This window comes from Tropicimonas aquimaris, assembly GCF_042676185.1.
In the GTDB taxonomy this organism is placed as follows: Bacteria; Pseudomonadota; Alphaproteobacteria; order Rhodobacterales; family Rhodobacteraceae; genus Tropicimonas; species Tropicimonas aquimaris.
This window is the reverse complement of the sequence record NZ_JBHTJT010000049.1, coordinates 23,381-39,427: the sequence shown is the minus strand read 5'-3', so window position 1 is coordinate 39,427 and position 16,047 is coordinate 23,381. Positions and strand designations below refer to the sequence as shown.

Below are 16,047 nucleotides of genomic sequence, written 5' to 3'. Positions count from 1 at the left end.
TCAGTTGCCGAGCGCGTTGATCTTGTCGAGCACGCCTTCGGGCCATGTCGCGGCGTATTCGCTCTCAAGGTACATCTTCTGCACCTGCTCGCGGAAGGCGGCCACGTCCGGCTCGTAGACGTCAAGGCCCTGCTCCTGGAGGAAGGCGACGAGTTCCTCTTCCTTCTTGAGCTGGTTCTCGCGGCCGAAATCGGCGGCTGCGTCAGCTGCGGCCTGCACCTTTTCCTGCTGCTCGGGCGTCATGGCGTCCCAGGCGGCCTTGGAGAGCGCGATGTAGTTGAGGTCGACAAGGTGCGACGTCAGCACGATCTGCTTGGTCACCTCGTAGAACTTCGCGTCGACGACCGTCGGCAGCGGGTTGTCCTGGCCATCGACCGAGCCGGTCGAGAGCGCGGTATAGACCTCGGTGAACGCCATCGGTGTCGGGTTGGCGCCGAGCGCCTTGCCGAGGAACTGCCATGCGTCGGTGCCTGGCATCCGCAGGTTCACACCGGCAAGGTCGGCCGGGGTCATGACCGTCCGCTCCGCCTTCGGTTGCCGCAGGTTCACCTGCCGACGGCCGAGGTACATGACGGACAGCAGCTTGACGCCAAGCTCGTCCTCGACCTTCTTCTTGAACGGGTCCATCAGCGGATCGTTGAAAACGGCGACCTGGTGCGCAGCATCCTGGTGCACGTATCCGGCGGTAAAGATGGAAAACTCCGGGAAGAACGTCGCCAGTTCCTGTGCCGACGTGATCGACATCTCGAGATCGCCGGAAGCGATCGCCTCGAGCTCGGTCCCCTGGGCATAGAGGGTTCCGTTCCAATGCGGTTCGAAGTCGGCGAAGTCGGCCACCATCGGGCCGAACTTCTCGATCATGGCGACCGAACGCTGGTCGGTCTCGGACTGGACCGCCGAAAGGCGCAGCTTGACCTTGTCCTGGGCAAGAGCTCCGGTTCCGATCGACGTTGCGATGGCGACCGCAGCAGCAGTCGCCAGGAATCCGCGGCGTGCAAGTTTCATGGGCATTGTTCTCCTCCAAATCCTCCCTGGGCCCCTCGTTGAGAGGTGACACATGCTCAACCCTTGCATATGCGACGAAAAAATCAACCGATTGATCCGGCATTTGTGAGAAATTTCAAGAATTGCGTAAGAAGTGTAAATAATCGATTTCGAGTCGAGGCCATGCCGGAAACGCAGAATTTGTCGCCTGAAGCTGTCGGGTGGCGCTCAGAGGCGCATCAGCGAAAGGGCGTGTTCGACGCCGCCGCTGATGTGAGCCCTGAGCATCTTCTGGGCTGCAGCGGCGTCGTGCTCGAGGGCCGCGTCGAGAAGACCGCGATGCTCTTTCGCCGCGACTTCTCCACGATAGCTGAGAAACTGCATCTGGTAGCGAAGGTACTTGTCGAAGACCGTCCCGTGCAGGGCACGTAGCTCTGTCGATCCGCAGGCGGCGATCAGGGACTGGTGGAATTCCCAGTCGTAGCGCTTCCAGGCCTCGATGACGGAGGTATCCCCCTCCGCACGGCGTTTCTCCATGCGCTCAAGCTTGTGATATGCCGAAATGACACCGGCTTCCCAGTTGGTGTCGCCCTCTGCAAGGGATTGTTCGAGCGCGTGATTCTCCAGAAGGATCCGCAGATCGGCGATCTCGCGCAGCCCGGCCTCCGACATCGGCGCCACGAAGAATCCCCGCTGCTCGCGGGCCTCCACGAAGCCCTCGGAGGCCAGGCGATTGAGCACTTCGCGCAGGGTCGAGACCGACGTGCCATAGCGTTTCCGCAGGTCCGTGGTTTTCAGTTTCTCGCCGGGTTCCAGACGGCCAAACACGATATCGCTTCGGATTTCGCCGTAGAGGGACTGGCCGGTTCCGCGTTGCTGTTCCATGGGCAGTTCGATCATCCTTTCCATGCAGGTTGACGGCTTTGCCGCAGCGCCACAACCGAAAAGGAAACGGGAGCCTTGCTTGAAATCGATTTTTGCCGCAAAAGTTGACCTGCCATACGGAGGTAGAAGCGAGAGCATGAATTCCGAGATTCTGCGACCGGGTTCCAAGCCGACGCGCGCCAGCAACGTCTCGATCGCGCTGAAACAGGCGATTCTGGAGGGGCGCCTGAAGCCGGGAGAGAAGGTGAATCTCGACCGGTTGCGCGCGGAACACGGGGTCTCTCTCTCGCCGATGCGCGAGGCGATCTCGCGGCTCGTCGCGGACTGGCTGGTGGTGTTCGAGGACCAGCGCGGATATCGCATCGCTCCGATCTCCGCCGAGAACCTGTCGGAAGTGACGCGGATGCGCGCGGATCTGGAGGCGCTCGCACTTGGCCAGGCAATCACGGCGGCGGATCTGGAATGGGAAAGCCGGGTCATGGCCGACCGGCACCGCCTGTCGCGTGCGCCGGACGCCGAAAGGCAGGAGGTCGCGAGGCGCCTGCATTCGACGATGGTGGAGGGCTGCGGAATGCCGATGCTGCGGGAGGTCTGTGCGCGTCTCGCCGATCTTCAATCTCGTTACTGCGCGATCCTGGGCCACGAGCCGACCGACGGTGAGCGGGAGGCGCTATGCGCGGTGGCGGCCTCGGCCGTTGCGCGCGACGCCGAGTTGGCGCCGGCGATGTTGCGCCGGCACATCGAGCGGCACGGCGCGACCATGGCGGCACGGTTGCCGACGATCTTGCAAAGGCAGGATGCTGAGGTGAGGAGCAACGGGGGGGAGAACTGACGATGCGGCTGAGCGCCTTGAATGAATGGTGCCAAGGTCCCGAAGGGCGTGCGCCATGAGCGACCGGGTCCGGATCGCGGTAATCGGCGCCGGGTTGATCGGCTATCGCCACATTGCGGCGGTGCGCCATGCGAAAGGCGTGGAGCTTGCGGGCTTCGTCGAGCCGGATGAGGCGACCCGGGCGCGGGGCGAGGCCACGGGTGCAACTGGGTTCGCGTCGCTGGAGGCGCTCTTGTCGTCCGGTGGCGCGGATGGCGTGATCGTTGCCGTGCCCAACCAGATTCACGAGGTCGTCGCCTCTGACTGCATCGACGCCGGGCTTCCGGTGCTGGTCGAGAAGCCGCTGACCGACGATATCTCGTCGGGCGAAAGGCTGCTGCGCAAGGCGCGCGAGGCGGGCATTCCGGTGCTGACCGGGCATCATCGCCGGCACAATCCGCTGATCCGCAAGGCGCTGGAGATCGTCCGGAGCGGAGACCTCGGACAGCTCTCGACGGTTCAGGCGCAGACCTGGTTCCTGAAGCCGGACAGGTATTTTGACGTCGGCTGGCGGCGGAAGAAGGGAGCAGGGCCGGTCTACCTGAACCTGATCCACGATATAGACCTGCTGCAGGCTTTCTGCGGTCCGGTTGCCACGGTTCAGGCGATGGAATCAAACGCCGTTCGTGGCTACGAAGTTGAGGAGACCGCCGTCATCCTGCTGCGGTTCGCGAGCGGGCTGCTTGGCACGGTTAACGTGTCGGATGCCGCGGCCGCGCCTTGGAGTTGGGAACTGACTGCGCGCGAGAACGCCCACTACCCCGCGACGGCCGAGAATTGCTACTGGATCGGCGGAACGCGCGGCTCGCTCGCGCTTCCGAATCTCGCAGTATGGCAGTATCAGGACGACGACGGTTGGTGGGGGCCGATCGGCTTCACCAAGCCGATCTTCTCGTTCGAGGATCCGCTCGTGCTCCAGGTGGAGCAGTTCGCGGCCGTGATCCGCAACGACGAGGCGCCGCTGGTCAGCGGTGAGGACGGGCTTTCCGCGTTGCGGGTCATCGAGGCGGTCAAGCTCTCGGCGGCAAGCGGTCAGAGCGTGGATGTGGAAGGCGCGCGCGGCTGAGGGCAGCTTGCGGCGTCAATCGGGCGCCGCTCTGCTCGGCCTCTCTGGGGCTTTGCTAGTCCGCAGCAGGTTTCAGCGCGGCAATCTTCCGGCGATAGAGCGCAATGCCTTCCTCGATACGCTCGAGGTTCGCCTCGAGCGCCCAGAACCGTTCGCGAATGTCATAGGACACGGCGCGGGAGTGGGTGCTCGCGAAGGTGCCGAGCCTCTGGTGATAAAGCTTGGTGATCTTCGGATGGCCCATCGGTTCGGTGAGCGCGGCCAGTGCAAGGAACACGCTCAACTCTTCGGCCAGCGCCGGGTGCTCGGCGCCGTGGTCCTGAAGCCACCTGTAGAGATCGGGGTGGAAATTGTTGAACACGCCGCAAAATCCGCCGCCGCCAGCCTGCATCGCCGACCAGGCGATTGCGGCATTGGCGTTGTTGATCCGGAGCGGAGACCCCCTGGTAAGCGCCACACGGCGTCTGATCACATCGAGATCGCAGGAGACATCCTTGAGAATGCCGAAGCGGCCGGTATCGGCGCAGTACTTGATCTCGTCGTCGGTGAGCAGGCGGCGATAGGGGGCCGGGCACTCGTAGAGGCCGAGCAGCAGTTCGCCCGGCAGGTGGCCGAGCAGCGAGTCGAGGTGGCTGCGCAGCACGGCGGCGTCCTCGTCCTGCGCCGCTAGCCGGTTGGTCACAAGCACCAGCCCGTCGATGCCGGTGGCAGTGATCGCCGACAGTTCCTCCTTCTGACCGTCCAGGTCTCCGGCGATGTGGCCGGAGGCAATCACCGGAACGCGGCGATCGACCAGCTCGACGGTAAAGCGCGCCAGCTCCACCCGCTCCTCGAGCGACAGGAAATACATTTCCGAGGATTGGCAGACAGCGAATAGCGCCTGCGAACCATGCGCGAGATACCATTCGACGAGCGCGGCGTATCCGTCCCAGTCGATACGGTCGTCATCTGTCATCGGGGTGATCATGACCGGAACGATCCCATCCAGAGTGGCAGTCATTCCCGCTGTGTCCTTCCTGAATATGCCGCAACATGCCCATCCGACCGCAAGCCGGGACTCATGTGCGATTGAAGGTGATCATATCCGGCTTTCGGCGGCTTTGAACAAGGGTCTTCGGCCTTTCGACAGTCCGGGAGGCTCCGTGCGACGGTCGTCACGGTATGGCGATGTCGGGACGAGATCGTCATTTCGGAAGATCAGTCAGCCGATTGCCTGCCAGCGCCGGGAAAAGGGCTGGCACCCGAGGCCCACGCTAGTGCCATGCGCGGGGCAGGCGTTCCGGCGTTTTGTGGCGAGGGCCATTGGCAGCGGTGTCGGATCAAGGGGTTTCCCGCTTGGACGCAACGAGGTTCATTTCCAGTCGCAGGAACTCGATCAGCGCGTCGGCAAAGATCGAGCGCGGTTCGTCGGCGTTAAGCGCGGCATAGGCCCGGTAGGCCGTCGGTTCCGCGACGGGGCGGATCTCGATCCCGGGGTGGCGTGACGGTCCTGCGAGCGACAGCTCGTCCAGCAGAGCAACGCCCAACCCTTGCGCAACCAGCGTGGCGATCATCTGGCCGGTGCGGGCCATCACCGAATATTCGACGTCGAGGCCATTCTGGCGGAACGGCTCGTAGAGGATGCGGCCGTAAGGGTCCTCGGTGTCGACGCCGAGCAGCGGCTCCGACACCATTGCTTGCAGCGAAACAACGCGTTGTTCGGCCAGCCGGTGCCCCTTGGGAACAATCGCCATGAGCCGCCCGCTGTAGAGCGGTTGCATCAGGAGGCCCGGGTGGTCGAGTTTGTAGCTCAGCGCCGCCACCTCGCCGCGGCGCAGGAGCAGGTAGTCGATCGCCTCCTCGATCTTGATGGTGTTGAGGCTCAGTCGGAGGTCTGGAAAGCGCCGCCGCAGCCGGCCGACCGCCGCCGGAAAGGCGTGATGCGCGATCGAGGGGACGGCTGCGAAGGCCGCGACGCGCCCGGCGCCGGCCTTCAGCGTCTCGATGGAATATTGCAGGTTCTCCACCGAGTGGAACACCGCCGAGACCTGCGCGAAGATATCCCGCGCCTCGTCGGTGGGCACGTAACGGCCATGGGTCCGTGAGAAAAGCCGGAGGCCAAGCTGGCTTTCGGTGTGTTTCATGATCCGGCTGATGCCGGGTGCGGACACGCCAAGCATCTCGGCCGCGCCCTTCACCGTTCCTGCCACCGTGATCGCGCGGATCACTTCGATCTGCCTGAGTGTCAGCATCCGCCCGGGTCCTCGTTCTGGCAAAAATTAACATCATGTTTGCTGAAGCGCAAATCTCGATATTCGGTATTCCGTTCCCACGCCGTTAGGATCTTCCCTGAACAGGCACGGCGCATCGCGCGCCGAGGGAGGATGAGGTGTACGGCTTTTCCGGAGACGTGCTGATCGAGGACGAGTTCCTGCGCGACGGGTTGCAGAACGAGACTCGCGTCTTCTCGGTCGACGAAAAGCTGCGTTTCCTGGAGATGCTGGAAGCAGCCGGCTTGCGGCGGATCCAGGTCGGCTCCTTCGTGCATCCGAAATGGGTGCCGCAGATGGCCGACACCGACGAGTTGTTCGGGCGGATCGTTCCGAAGCCGGGCGTCGTCCATACCGCGCTGGTGCTCAACAGGGCAGGGCTCGACCGGGCGCTGGCAGTGGGCGTGCGGCACCTCTCGATCTCCGTCTCCGCGTCCGAGACCCATTCGCGGAAGAACACCAACCGCGGCGTGAACGAGGCCCGCGCGGCGATCGTTCCGACAATAGAGACGGCGCTGGCCGAGGGTGTCGCGGTGCGGGCGGGCATCCAGTCGGCGCTCGGTTGCGGCTTCGAGGGCAGGGTGGACCCGGCCCGGGTGCTGGAGATCGCGCGCGACTTCGCGGCGCTCGGCGTTCAGGAAATCAACATCGCCGACACCGCCGGCCTCGCCAACCCGCGTCAGGTGTTCGAGCTTTGCACGCGCCTGCGCGACGCGATCGGGCCGGACGTCGGCCTGTCGCTGCACCTTCACGACACGCGCGGCCTCGGCATTGCCAACATGGTGGCCGGGTTGCAGGCGGGCGTGCGGATCTTCGACGCCGCGCTTGGCGGGCTGGGCGGCTGCCCGTTCATCCCGAAGGCGACCGGCAACATCGCGACCGAGGATGCCGCCTTTGCCTGCGAACAGATGGGGCTTGCGACCGGGATCGACTGGAAGGCGCTGCGCGCGCCGGTGGCGGTGGCGGAGGCGCTGCTCGAGCGCGCCCTGCCGGCCCGCATCAGCCACGTGCCGCCGCCACCCTGGGAGCGGACGGAAAAGGAAATGCCATGAGCCACGAATATTCCCTCTCCTACCTGACCGTGCCAGGCGTCACGCCGCCGGAGCAGACATATATCGCCGCCAGGGCGGGCTACGATTGCGTCAGCTACCGGCTCTTCCACCTCGGCGTGGCCGGCGAGCCGGACATCGACCCGACCTCGCCGCAGATCCTGCGCGAGACGAAACAGGCGCTCGCGGAAACAGGGCTGCGGTGCTTCGACATCGAACTGATGAAGATCGTGCGCGGGCTCGACCCGAAGCAGTTCCTGCCGGCCTTCGAGGCGGGCGGAGAGCTTGGCGCGCGCCACGTCATCTGCTCGGCCTGGACCGACGTGCGCAACGACCAGCGCTATATCGTCGACACCTTCGCCGAGATCTGCGACCTCGCCGCGCCCTTCGGCCTGACGGTCAACCTCGAGTTCCCGGCTTTTTCGCGGCTGACGACGCTGGAAGAGGTGGTCGAGATCCTCGAACGGACCGGCCGGCACAACCAGGGCGTGCTGGTCGACACGCTCTACATGCACTTCAACAAGGCGCCGCTGCTTGCGCTGGAGAGGGTGCCGCCGGAGTGGATCAATTTCCTGCACATCTGCGATGCGGAGGATCTCGCCTTCACCAAGGAGGACATGATCCACATCGCCCGCGATGCCCGGCTCTATCCGGGGGAAGGCGCCATCGACTTCTGGTCGGTCAACTACCTTTTCCCCGACCTGCCGCTCTCCATCGAGCTGCCGCACGCGGCGCGGATGGCGGAGTTCGGCCCCGAACAACACGCCCGGAACTGCCTTAAGGCGGCGCACGCCGTCTTTGAAGGCGGTCAGCGGCGCAGCACGCGACAGCCGGCCTGAGGCCGGACCAGGACACCAGGAGGAAACGACATGGCACGAGACATCACGCCCGAAGAGGTCGCAACCGTCGACGAGATGCTTGCCCGCGCCCGCAAGGCGATGGAGGAGATCGAGGACTACGACCAGGAGCAGGTGGACCGGCTCGCCCGCGCGCTCGGCTGGAACTGCGGCAATGAAAAGACTTTCGTGCGGATCGCCCAGATGGGCGTGGACGAGAGCGGAATCGGCGACCGCGCCGGGCGGGCCGGCAAACGCTTCAAGGTGCTCGGCGTGTTGCGTGACGCGCTTCGGGAGAAATCTGTCGGCGTGATCGAGGAGGATCCCGACAAGGGCCTGACCAAGATCGCCAAGCCGGCCGGCGTCATCGCCTCGCTGATACCGACGACGAATCCAGAACTCACGCCGCCGGTCACCGGCATCTACGCGATCAAGTGCAAGGACGCAGTGATCTTCTCGCCGCACCCGCGCGCCAAGGCGACCACCTTCGAGATGGTGCGGGTGATGCGCGAGACGCTGAAGAAGCTCGGCGCGCCCGCGGACATGTTCCAGTGCGTCGAGAAGCCGTCGATCCCGATGACCCAATACCTGATGGAGCAGTGTGACCTGACGCTCGCCACAGGCGGCAAGCCGATGGTCAAGGCCGCCTACAGCTCCGGCAAGCCGGCCTACGGCGTCGGCGCGGGCAACTCGACCATGGTGATCGACGAGACCGCCGACATCGCCGAGGCGGCCATGAACTCGCGGATCTCCAAGACCTCGGATTTCGGCTCCGGCTGCTCGGCCGACGGCAACCTGCTGATCGCCGACCAGGTCTACGACCAGATGCGCGATGCGCTGGTGGCCGAGGGCGGCTACCTCTGCGACGCCGCGGAAAAGGCGCTGCTCGAAAAGGCGCTCTGGGACGACGAGGGCCGGCGGACGATCAACACCGTCGCCGTCTCCGCCCAGACCATCGCCGCGATTGCCGGTTTCGAGATCCCGCAGGACCGCAAGTTCATCATGGTCGAGCAGGACGAGATCGGCCCGGAGCACCGGTTCTCTTCGGAGAAGCTCTGCGTGGTCATGGCGCTCTACCGGTTCAGGGACTTCGACGAGGCGCTTGCCAAGGTTCGGGCGATCTTCGAGGTCGGCGGCAAGGGTCATTCCTGCGGCATTTACAGCTTCGACGAGGACCGCATACTGCGCCACGCGACCAATGCGCCGGTCTCGCGGGTGATGGTGCGCCAGCCGCAATCCAAGGCCAATGCCGGCAGCTTCGAGAATGGGATGCCGATGACCTCTTCGCTCGGCTGCGGCATCTGGGGCGGCAATATCACCAACGAGAACGTGTCGCTCAAGCACTACATGAACGTCACGTGGGTGGCGCGCCCGATCCCGATGGATCGCCCTTCGGACGAGGAACTCTTCGGCGAGTTCTACAACACGGAGGTCATGTGATGGCGAAGGACAACATCGCCCCCGGCAAGGACCTGATGTCCAACCAGATCGTGCGCTACCTCGAGGGGCGCGGCGTCGAGCATATCTTCGGCCTCTGCGGGCACACCAACATCGCGGTGCTCTCGTCGCTGGCCAATTCGAAGATCCGCTTCATCAACGTCCGCCACGAGCAGATCGCGGCCCACGCCGCCGACGGCTACGCGCGGGTGACGGGCAAGGCCTCGGTGCTGCTGTCGCACCTCTCTCCGGGGCTGACGAACGCTGCGACCGGCGTCGCCAACGCCGCACTCGACTGCATCCCGATGGTGGTGATCGCCGGGGACATCCCGAGCTACTACTACGGCAAGCACCCCCACCAGGAGGTGAACCTGCATGCCGACGCCAGCCAGTACGAGATCTACCGGCCGTTCGTGAAGCGGGCCTGGCGGGTCGACACGCCCGAACTGCTGCCCGAGATCCTCGAGAAGGCGTTTCTGCTGGCCGAGAGCGGCCAGCCCGGCCCGGTTCTGGTGAACGTGCCGATGGACATGTTTTCCGCAGAGATCGACGTGGCGCTCTGGGACAGGCTGAGGGGCAATACGAAGGCCCTCACCAAGCCGTCGATCGACCAGGAGACCGCGCGCAAGATCGTCTCCTGGCTCGCCGCCGCCACGTCGCCGCTGCTTTATGTTGGCGGCGGCGTGGCCCTCGCTCGGGCCTACGACGAGTTGCGGGACTTCGTCGACCACATGCAGATCCCGGTGGCCCATTCGCTGATGGGCAAGGGCGTCCTGCCGGACGATCACCCGCTAGTGCTCGGCATGACCGGTTTCTGGGGCATGAAATTCACCAACGAGCAGACGTTGGCGGCGGACTGGATCCTCGGACTCGGCACCCGCTTCAAGGAGGCCGACTGCTCGTCTTGGTATCCCGAATACACCTTCAACATCGGCGAGGACGGCTCGAAGCTCATCCACATCGACATCGAGCCGCAGGAGATCGGCCGCAACTACCCGACCGAGATCGGCGTGGTAGCGGACCTGAAAGCCGCTTTGAAGGTTCTGAACCGGGTGGCGCGCGAGATGCTGCCCGAAGGTCGCAAGGCGCCCGGGCTGGCGGAGCGGATCGCCGCCGAGCGCGCCGCCTTTGCCGAGAAGAACGTCGAGATGCAACGCTCCGACGCCTTCCCGATGATGCCGGAGCGCATCCTGGCCGACCTGAGGGCGGCGATGCCGCGCGACGCGATCCTGACTTCGGACGTGGGCTGGAACAAGAACGGCGTCGCCCAGCAATTCGACATCTACGAGCCCGGCTCGATCCTGATCCCCGGCGGCTTCGCCACCATGGGCTTCGGCCCGCCGGCGGCCATCGGCGCCAAGATCGCGGCGCCCGACCGGGTGGTGATCAGCCTCGTCGGGGACGGCGGCTTCGGGCAGAACCCGGCGATGCTGGCCACGGCGGCGGCGGAGAACGCGCCGGTCGTCTGGATCATCATGAACAACAACGCCTACGGCACGATCGCCGGGCTGCAGAAGGCGAACTACGGCCTCACCCACGGCACAACCTTCCCGCGGGCTGCCGCGCCCGAGGAGCAGACGCCGGACTACGCCACGATCGCGCGCGCCTACGGCTGCGACGGGGTGCGCGTGACCTCGGCAGCGGCGTTCAGGCCGGCGCTCGAGGCGGCGATTGCTAGCGGCCGGCCGACGGTGATCGACGTCGCGATGATCAACAACCCGACGCCGACGTCGGGTCACTGGAACATCCTCGACATCTACTCGCCGGATGGCAATGCTGGCCACGTGTCGACCGATTGACACATGACGGGTGGCGGCGGACACGCGCGTCGCCTGCTCTCAGAAAGGGAGAAGCGATGAAGACCTCCATTGCCACCGTTTCGATCGCCGGCGACCTGCGCGACAAGCTGACCGCCATCGCAGGGGCCGGTTTCGACGGCATCGAGATATTCGAGCAGGATTTCATCGCCTACAGCGGCTCGCCCACCGAGATTGGCGAGATGGTCCGCGACCACGGGCTGAAGATCGACCTGTTCCAGCCGGTACGCGATTTCGAGGGACTGCCGGAGCCGCTTCGCGCCAAGGCCTTCGATCGGATCGAGCGCCGGTTCGACCTGATGGAAGAACTGGGCACCGATCTGCTACTGGTCAGTTCCAGCACCCATGCCGATTGCCTGGGCGGTGTCGACCGGTTTGCCGCCGATTTCGCCGAGTTGGGCGAACGCGCGGCCGCTCGGGGGCTGCGGATCGGCTACGAGGCGCGCTCCTGGGCGCGCTTCGTCTCGGATTATCGCGACGCCTGGGAGGTGGTTCGCCGGGCGGATCATCCCGCCGTTGGCCTGATCCTCGACTCCTTCCACACCCTGGCCAAGAAGGTCGACCCCGCTGGCATCCGCGCGATCCCCGGCGACCGCATCTTCCATGTCCAGCTCTCCGACGCGCCGATGATCGCGATGGACCTGGAATACATGTCGCGGCATTTCCGCGTGATGCCGGGCGAGGGCGACCTGCCGGTGCTGGAGTTTCTCCGCGCGGTCTCCGTCACCGGCTACGACGGCCCGTTCAGCCTCGAGATCCTCAACGACCAGCTCCGCGGCAGCAGCGCCCGAATCGCGGCGCTCGACGGACACCGCTCGCTGATCTACCTCGCCGACCAGCTCAAGCGCATTGAGCCCGCAACGCGGATCCCGGTGCCCGACATGCCGCCGAAAGGGCGCGTTCTTGGCGTCGAGTTTGTCGAGTTCTCTGCGAGCGACGCCGAGGCCGAGATGCTGGGCCAGATGCTACACACGCTGGGCTTCAAGCGCGTCGCCCGGCATATAGCGAAATCCGTCTCGCTCTGGCGGCAGGGCAGCATCAACATTGTCATCAACACCGAGCAGGAGGGCTTCGCTCACTCGTCCTATGTCATGCATGGCACGAGTGTCTGCGACGTCGGCCTGATGGTGGAAGACGCCGGCGCCACCGCCGAGCGCGCCCGTGCGCTCGGGGCGAACCTCTTTGCCCAGCCGCTCGGGGCTGGAGAGCTGGACATTCCAGCGGTGCGCGGGGTCGGCGGCTCCGTCCTGCACTTCCTCGACCGCTCCTCGGAACTCGGCCAGGTTTGGGAGATGGAATTCAGGCCGGTGGAGCCGGATGCGGCCGCCAGCCCAACCGGGCTGACCCGCATAGATCACGTGGCGCAGGTGATGAAGCACGAGGAAATGCTGACTTGGGCGCTGTTCTACACCTCGATCTTCGAGATCGAGAAGGCGCCCGAAGTGGACGTGGCCGACCCGGGCGGGATCGTGCATTCGCGGGCGTTGCAAAGTGCCGACGGAGCGATCCGCATCACGCTGAACGGGGTGGATACCCACCGGACCTTTGCCGGCCGCTTCGTCTCCGACAGTTTCGGCTCCTCGGTCCAGCACCTTGCCTTCGCGACCTCGGACATCTTCGCGACCGCCGAAAAGCTCGCCGCGAACGGCTTTGAGAGTCTGCCAATTCCGACGAATTACTACGGCGAAATCGAATCTCGCTTCGGGTTAACGAGCGACGTCGTGGCCGCGCTCAGGGCGGCCAACATCCTTTACGACGAGGACGGCGCGGGCGGGTCGTATTTCCAACTCTACTCGCGCCCCTATGGCGACGGGTTCTTCTTCGAGATCATCGAGCGTCGCGGCGGCTACGACGGCTACGGCGCCCCCAATGCGCCCTACCGCACTGCGGCCCTGAAACGGCTTTCCAGACCGGCGGGCGTGCCCCGCAGGTAGGACGGGGCGCCGAGCAGCGTGAGGCTGCAGCGGCCAAGACGGAGCCGGCTTGCTCGATCAAGGCAAGCGCCAAGGTCTGCTTTGCCTTGGTGGAGACAGGCTCGCCGACAGGCTGGCCACGCAGAAACTGATAAAAGCGGGCGGTTTCGGTTGCCGGAGGTCTTTCGTTTCAGGCGTGGGTTTTGCTGAACCTCGACTCCTTCCGCCGTCCAGTTTGCGCGGCATTGTTGATGCCCGACAGATCGAAGACTTGGTGGAGTCAGATTTGGCCAGGAATAGCTTGGCGGCAGTAAAATGCCTTCAGGGCGCCATTCGCCGAGATTTGTCCCGGCGTCGCCTCACGTCGCGTCGCGCTCCATGATCCACTCGACCTGCGGCGCGGGGACGAAACGCCATTTCCGCAGCGGGCCCGCCATCACGTTGAGGTAGTACATCTCGAAGCCATAGGGCGCGCCGCAGGGGTGGTGGCCGCGCGGCACGAGCACGACGTCACCGTCAGACACTGCCATGGTTTCATCGAGCTGACCGTCGTCGGTATAGACACGCTGGATGCCAAAACCATCGGCCGGGTTCAGGCGATGGTAGTAGGTTTCCTCCAGATAGGTGATCCGGGGGAAATCATCCTCGTCGTGGCGGTGGCTCGGGTAGGACGACCAGTGGCCGGCCGGGGTAAAGACCTCCGTCACCAGCAGGCTGTCGGCAAAGTCCTCCTTCTCCATCGCTATGTTGTTGATGTACCGGGTGTTCGTTCCCTTGCCGCGCTCGGTCAGGGTGATGCCGTCCGGGCCGATCCGCCGCGCGTCGTGGCCGCCCATGCCCGGCGCGGAACAGACCGCGAGCACGCAGTCGGTTTCCGCCTCGGCCTCCCAATCGGTGCCGTTGGGCAGGTAGAGGCAATGCGGCGGGGTCTTCTCGAAGACGTTCATCCGCTCTCCGAGGGTGCCCCAGTCCTGCCCCGCACCGCGTATCCGGGCCTTGCCCTCGACCATCACCAGGATGACCTCGCGCTCCCTGGTCGCCTCGCGCGCCGTGTCGCCGGCCTTCAGGCGGTAGAGCGAGAAGCCGACATAGCGCCAGCCGGCGCTATCGGGCGTGATCTGGTGCACCTTGCCACGGGACCCAAACGGTTTTCTGAGGAGATCGGGCATCTGATGTCCTTTCATTCCGACCGGCCAGAATGGCCGGCCGGAGCTGGAGTTGCGACCCGCCGCGTCACGCGGCCTGTCGGGTTTTCTGGGCGGCCAGCACGCCGGCAAAGGCCTCGGCGGTGCTTCCCTCGGCAACGGCCTGTGCCAGCAGCTCGGCCTGGCTCACCGGTGCGTTGCCTCCGATGGGCGGGTCGGTGTCGAGGTTGGTCGGGAAGGGGTAGCCCTCCGCCGTCGCGGCGATCGCGGCCTGCACCTCGCCGTCCGAGAGCCGGCCCGCCTCTTTGAGCGAGATAAGCACCGGCAGCAGGGCCGTCGACATGGCTGCGCGGTCGACGCTTTCCATCGCGCGGCCGAAGGCGGAGGACACCTGGAGCAGGTTGACCATCCGTTCGATGTCGGCGCTGCGGTTCTCGCCCGCGGCGTGGAACAGCGCCGGGTTGAAGAACACCGCGTCGCCCTTGGAGAGCGGAAGCTGGATACAGGCTTCCTCGAACCAGGCCGCGTGATCCGCCTCGTGGAAGGCGAGGTAACCCGGGCCGTAAAGCTGCGAGAATGGCAGGAGCTTGGTCGGCCCGCTCTCGATCGGCATGTCGCAATGGGCCACCGCGCCCTGCAGGGTCAGCGTCGCGGTGACCTCGTGTGCATGTGCCGGGTAGCGCGCGGCGCTTTCGGCGCTCTGGAACCCGAGGTGATAGTCGCGGTGCGCCTGCTGCGCCTTGCCGCCTGGCCGCACCTGGTTGACCTGCGCGGTCATCTGGTAGTTCGGTCCGAGCCAGGCCTCTGCCGCCGCCGCGATGGCAGTGTTGCCGAAGTAGAGCGCAAACCCCTCCGGATCGCGCAGGCAGTGCTTCTGCAACGAGTTCCAGATGCGGTCGTTGGCCCCCGAGGCGGCAAAGTGATCACCCTTGCCGGCGTTGGACGCCTTCTCGTCCGAGATGATCTGTCGGAACACGTCCGAAGCGCGGTCGATCGGCGCAGTGTCGGCATGGGCGCCTTTCAGCGCGATGACGCCAGCCGAGTATCGCAGCACCCACGCCCATTCCGCCAGCAGGGCATGGCGTTTCTCCGGGTCCTCGAACGCCGGGGCCAACTGGCCCATGTCGTAGATCGGCACGTTCTTTTCGACCGCCGCGGCATGGGGCACCACGTCGGTCCGGAGGTTCTGGGAGGTCAGCACCTTGAACTCATCAAGATCGCAGGACTCGCGACCGAAGTACCCGATAAATCCAAGAGGACGATCCACCATGAAAACCTCCATTGCCATGGTTCGTGGTCTGGCCCCGGACGGGACCGGTGAAATCAGCTTACAATCTGCAACCCTGACCTTCCGCGGTTCGAGATGATACGCTCGTAGCTCGTCGTCGAGTAGCCGAACGGCGGCGCGATGCCCGGGTCCCGCTCCGCCTCGATGACGATCCTGCCCGCGTAGTTCACCGCCTTGCGCCGGTCGGTGACCGCCTGGAAGTCGATGCAGCCTTCTGGGGCGCCGGGCTCGGTAAGGGCCCCGCCCGCCACGGCATAGAGAAGACTGCGATCCTCGGCGCGGATGCGGTCCATGACCGGCTGGCGCACGTCCTTGAAATGGATGTGGTGGATGCGCTCGCTCCACTTGTCGAGCACCGACAGGGGGTCCGTCCCGGCGAAATGCAGGTGTCCGGTATCATAGACCAGCGTCAGCGCCGGGTCGCGGCCATCCATCAGCCAGTCGATCTCCTCGGCATCTTCGATCATGCTGTACATGTGGTAATGATAGCTCAGAACCACGCCCTGA

The 16,047-nt window shown here is 65.1% G+C and carries 14 protein-coding genes; 7 read left to right on the top strand and 7 right to left on the bottom strand.

The window, feature by feature from the left end; all coding sequences use genetic code 11:
- Positions 1-1,011, bottom strand: coding sequence for a TRAP transporter substrate-binding protein DctP (gene dctP, locus ACFQ2S_RS19790; RefSeq protein WP_386077162.1), 1,011 nt, complete (start codon positions 1,009-1,011; stop codon positions 1-3).
- 201 nt (positions 1,012-1,212) lie between these two features.
- Positions 1,213-1,884: a GntR family transcriptional regulator gene (locus tag ACFQ2S_RS19785; protein WP_386077160.1), complete on the bottom strand. Its 672-nt coding sequence runs from the start codon at positions 1,882-1,884 to the stop codon at positions 1,213-1,215.
- A 7-nt stretch (positions 1,885-1,891) separates the two neighbouring features.
- Between ACFQ2S_RS19785 and ACFQ2S_RS19780 the strand changes: the two genes are divergently transcribed.
- Complete coding sequence (locus tag ACFQ2S_RS19780; RefSeq protein ID WP_386077158.1) at positions 1,892-2,701, top strand: GntR family transcriptional regulator; 810 nt, start codon at positions 1,892-1,894, stop codon at positions 2,699-2,701.
- Between the two features lie 55 nt (positions 2,702-2,756).
- Complete coding sequence (locus tag ACFQ2S_RS19775; RefSeq protein ID WP_386077156.1) at positions 2,757-3,806, top strand: Gfo/Idh/MocA family protein; 1,050 nt, start codon at positions 2,757-2,759, stop codon at positions 3,804-3,806.
- Between the two features lie 55 nt (positions 3,807-3,861).
- Here ACFQ2S_RS19775 and ACFQ2S_RS19770 read toward each other — a convergent pair whose 3' ends face one another.
- Together ACFQ2S_RS19770 and ACFQ2S_RS19765 are read right to left on the bottom strand one after the other, a co-directional pair.
- A complete protein-coding gene (locus ACFQ2S_RS19770) occupies positions 3,862-4,806 on the bottom strand; it encodes a dihydrodipicolinate synthase family protein (RefSeq protein WP_386077154.1) in 945 nt (314 codons plus the stop codon).
- A gap of 319 nt (positions 4,807-5,125) precedes the next feature.
- Positions 5,126-6,037: a LysR family transcriptional regulator gene (locus ACFQ2S_RS19765; protein WP_386077152.1), complete on the bottom strand. Its 912-nt coding sequence runs from the start codon at positions 6,035-6,037 to the stop codon at positions 5,126-5,128.
- Between the two features lie 137 nt (positions 6,038-6,174).
- Between ACFQ2S_RS19765 and ACFQ2S_RS19760 the strand changes: the two genes are divergently transcribed.
- Genes ACFQ2S_RS19760 through ACFQ2S_RS19740 form a run of 5 tightly spaced genes read left to right on the top strand, consistent with a single transcriptional unit; the run spans position 6,175 to position 13,128 of the window.
- Positions 6,175-7,107: a hydroxymethylglutaryl-CoA lyase gene (locus ACFQ2S_RS19760; RefSeq protein ID WP_386077150.1), complete on the top strand. Its 933-nt coding sequence runs from the start codon at positions 6,175-6,177 to the stop codon at positions 7,105-7,107.
- Positions 7,104-7,943, top strand: coding sequence for a sugar phosphate isomerase/epimerase family protein (locus ACFQ2S_RS19755; protein ID WP_386077148.1), 840 nt, complete (start codon positions 7,104-7,106; stop codon positions 7,941-7,943). Before ACFQ2S_RS19760 ends, ACFQ2S_RS19755 begins: the two co-directional genes overlap by 4 nt.
- Before the next feature lie 30 nt (positions 7,944-7,973).
- Positions 7,974-9,380, top strand: coding sequence for an aldehyde dehydrogenase family protein (locus ACFQ2S_RS19750; protein WP_386077147.1), 1,407 nt, complete (start codon positions 7,974-7,976; stop codon positions 9,378-9,380).
- Complete coding sequence (locus tag ACFQ2S_RS19745; RefSeq protein WP_386077145.1) at positions 9,380-11,176, top strand: thiamine pyrophosphate-binding protein; 1,797 nt, start codon at positions 9,380-9,382, stop codon at positions 11,174-11,176. The genes ACFQ2S_RS19750 and ACFQ2S_RS19745 overlap by 1 nt, the downstream gene beginning before the upstream one ends.
- A gap of 56 nt (positions 11,177-11,232) precedes the next feature.
- Positions 11,233-13,128 (top strand): bifunctional sugar phosphate isomerase/epimerase/4-hydroxyphenylpyruvate dioxygenase family protein, encoded by a 1,896-nt coding sequence (locus ACFQ2S_RS19740; RefSeq protein ID WP_386077143.1) that lies wholly within the window; start codon positions 11,233-11,235, stop codon positions 13,126-13,128.
- 338 nt (positions 13,129-13,466) lie between these two features.
- On the opposite strand, the gene iolB is transcribed toward ACFQ2S_RS19740, so the two are convergent.
- The 3 genes from iolB to ACFQ2S_RS19725 all read right to left on the bottom strand — a co-directional run bounded on the left by iolB (position 13,467) and on the right by ACFQ2S_RS19725 (position 16,040).
- Complete coding sequence (iolB, locus tag ACFQ2S_RS19735; protein ID WP_386077141.1) at positions 13,467-14,276, bottom strand: 5-deoxy-glucuronate isomerase; 810 nt, start codon at positions 14,274-14,276, stop codon at positions 13,467-13,469.
- Between the two features lie 64 nt (positions 14,277-14,340).
- Positions 14,341-15,522: a phytanoyl-CoA dioxygenase family protein gene (locus ACFQ2S_RS19730; protein WP_386077139.1), complete on the bottom strand. Its 1,182-nt coding sequence runs from the start codon at positions 15,520-15,522 to the stop codon at positions 14,341-14,343.
- Between the two features lie 53 nt (positions 15,523-15,575).
- Positions 15,576-16,040 (bottom strand): TIM barrel protein, encoded by a 465-nt coding sequence (locus ACFQ2S_RS19725; protein ID WP_386077138.1) that lies wholly within the window; start codon positions 16,038-16,040, stop codon positions 15,576-15,578.
- Positions 16,041-16,047 lie beyond the last annotated feature (7 nt).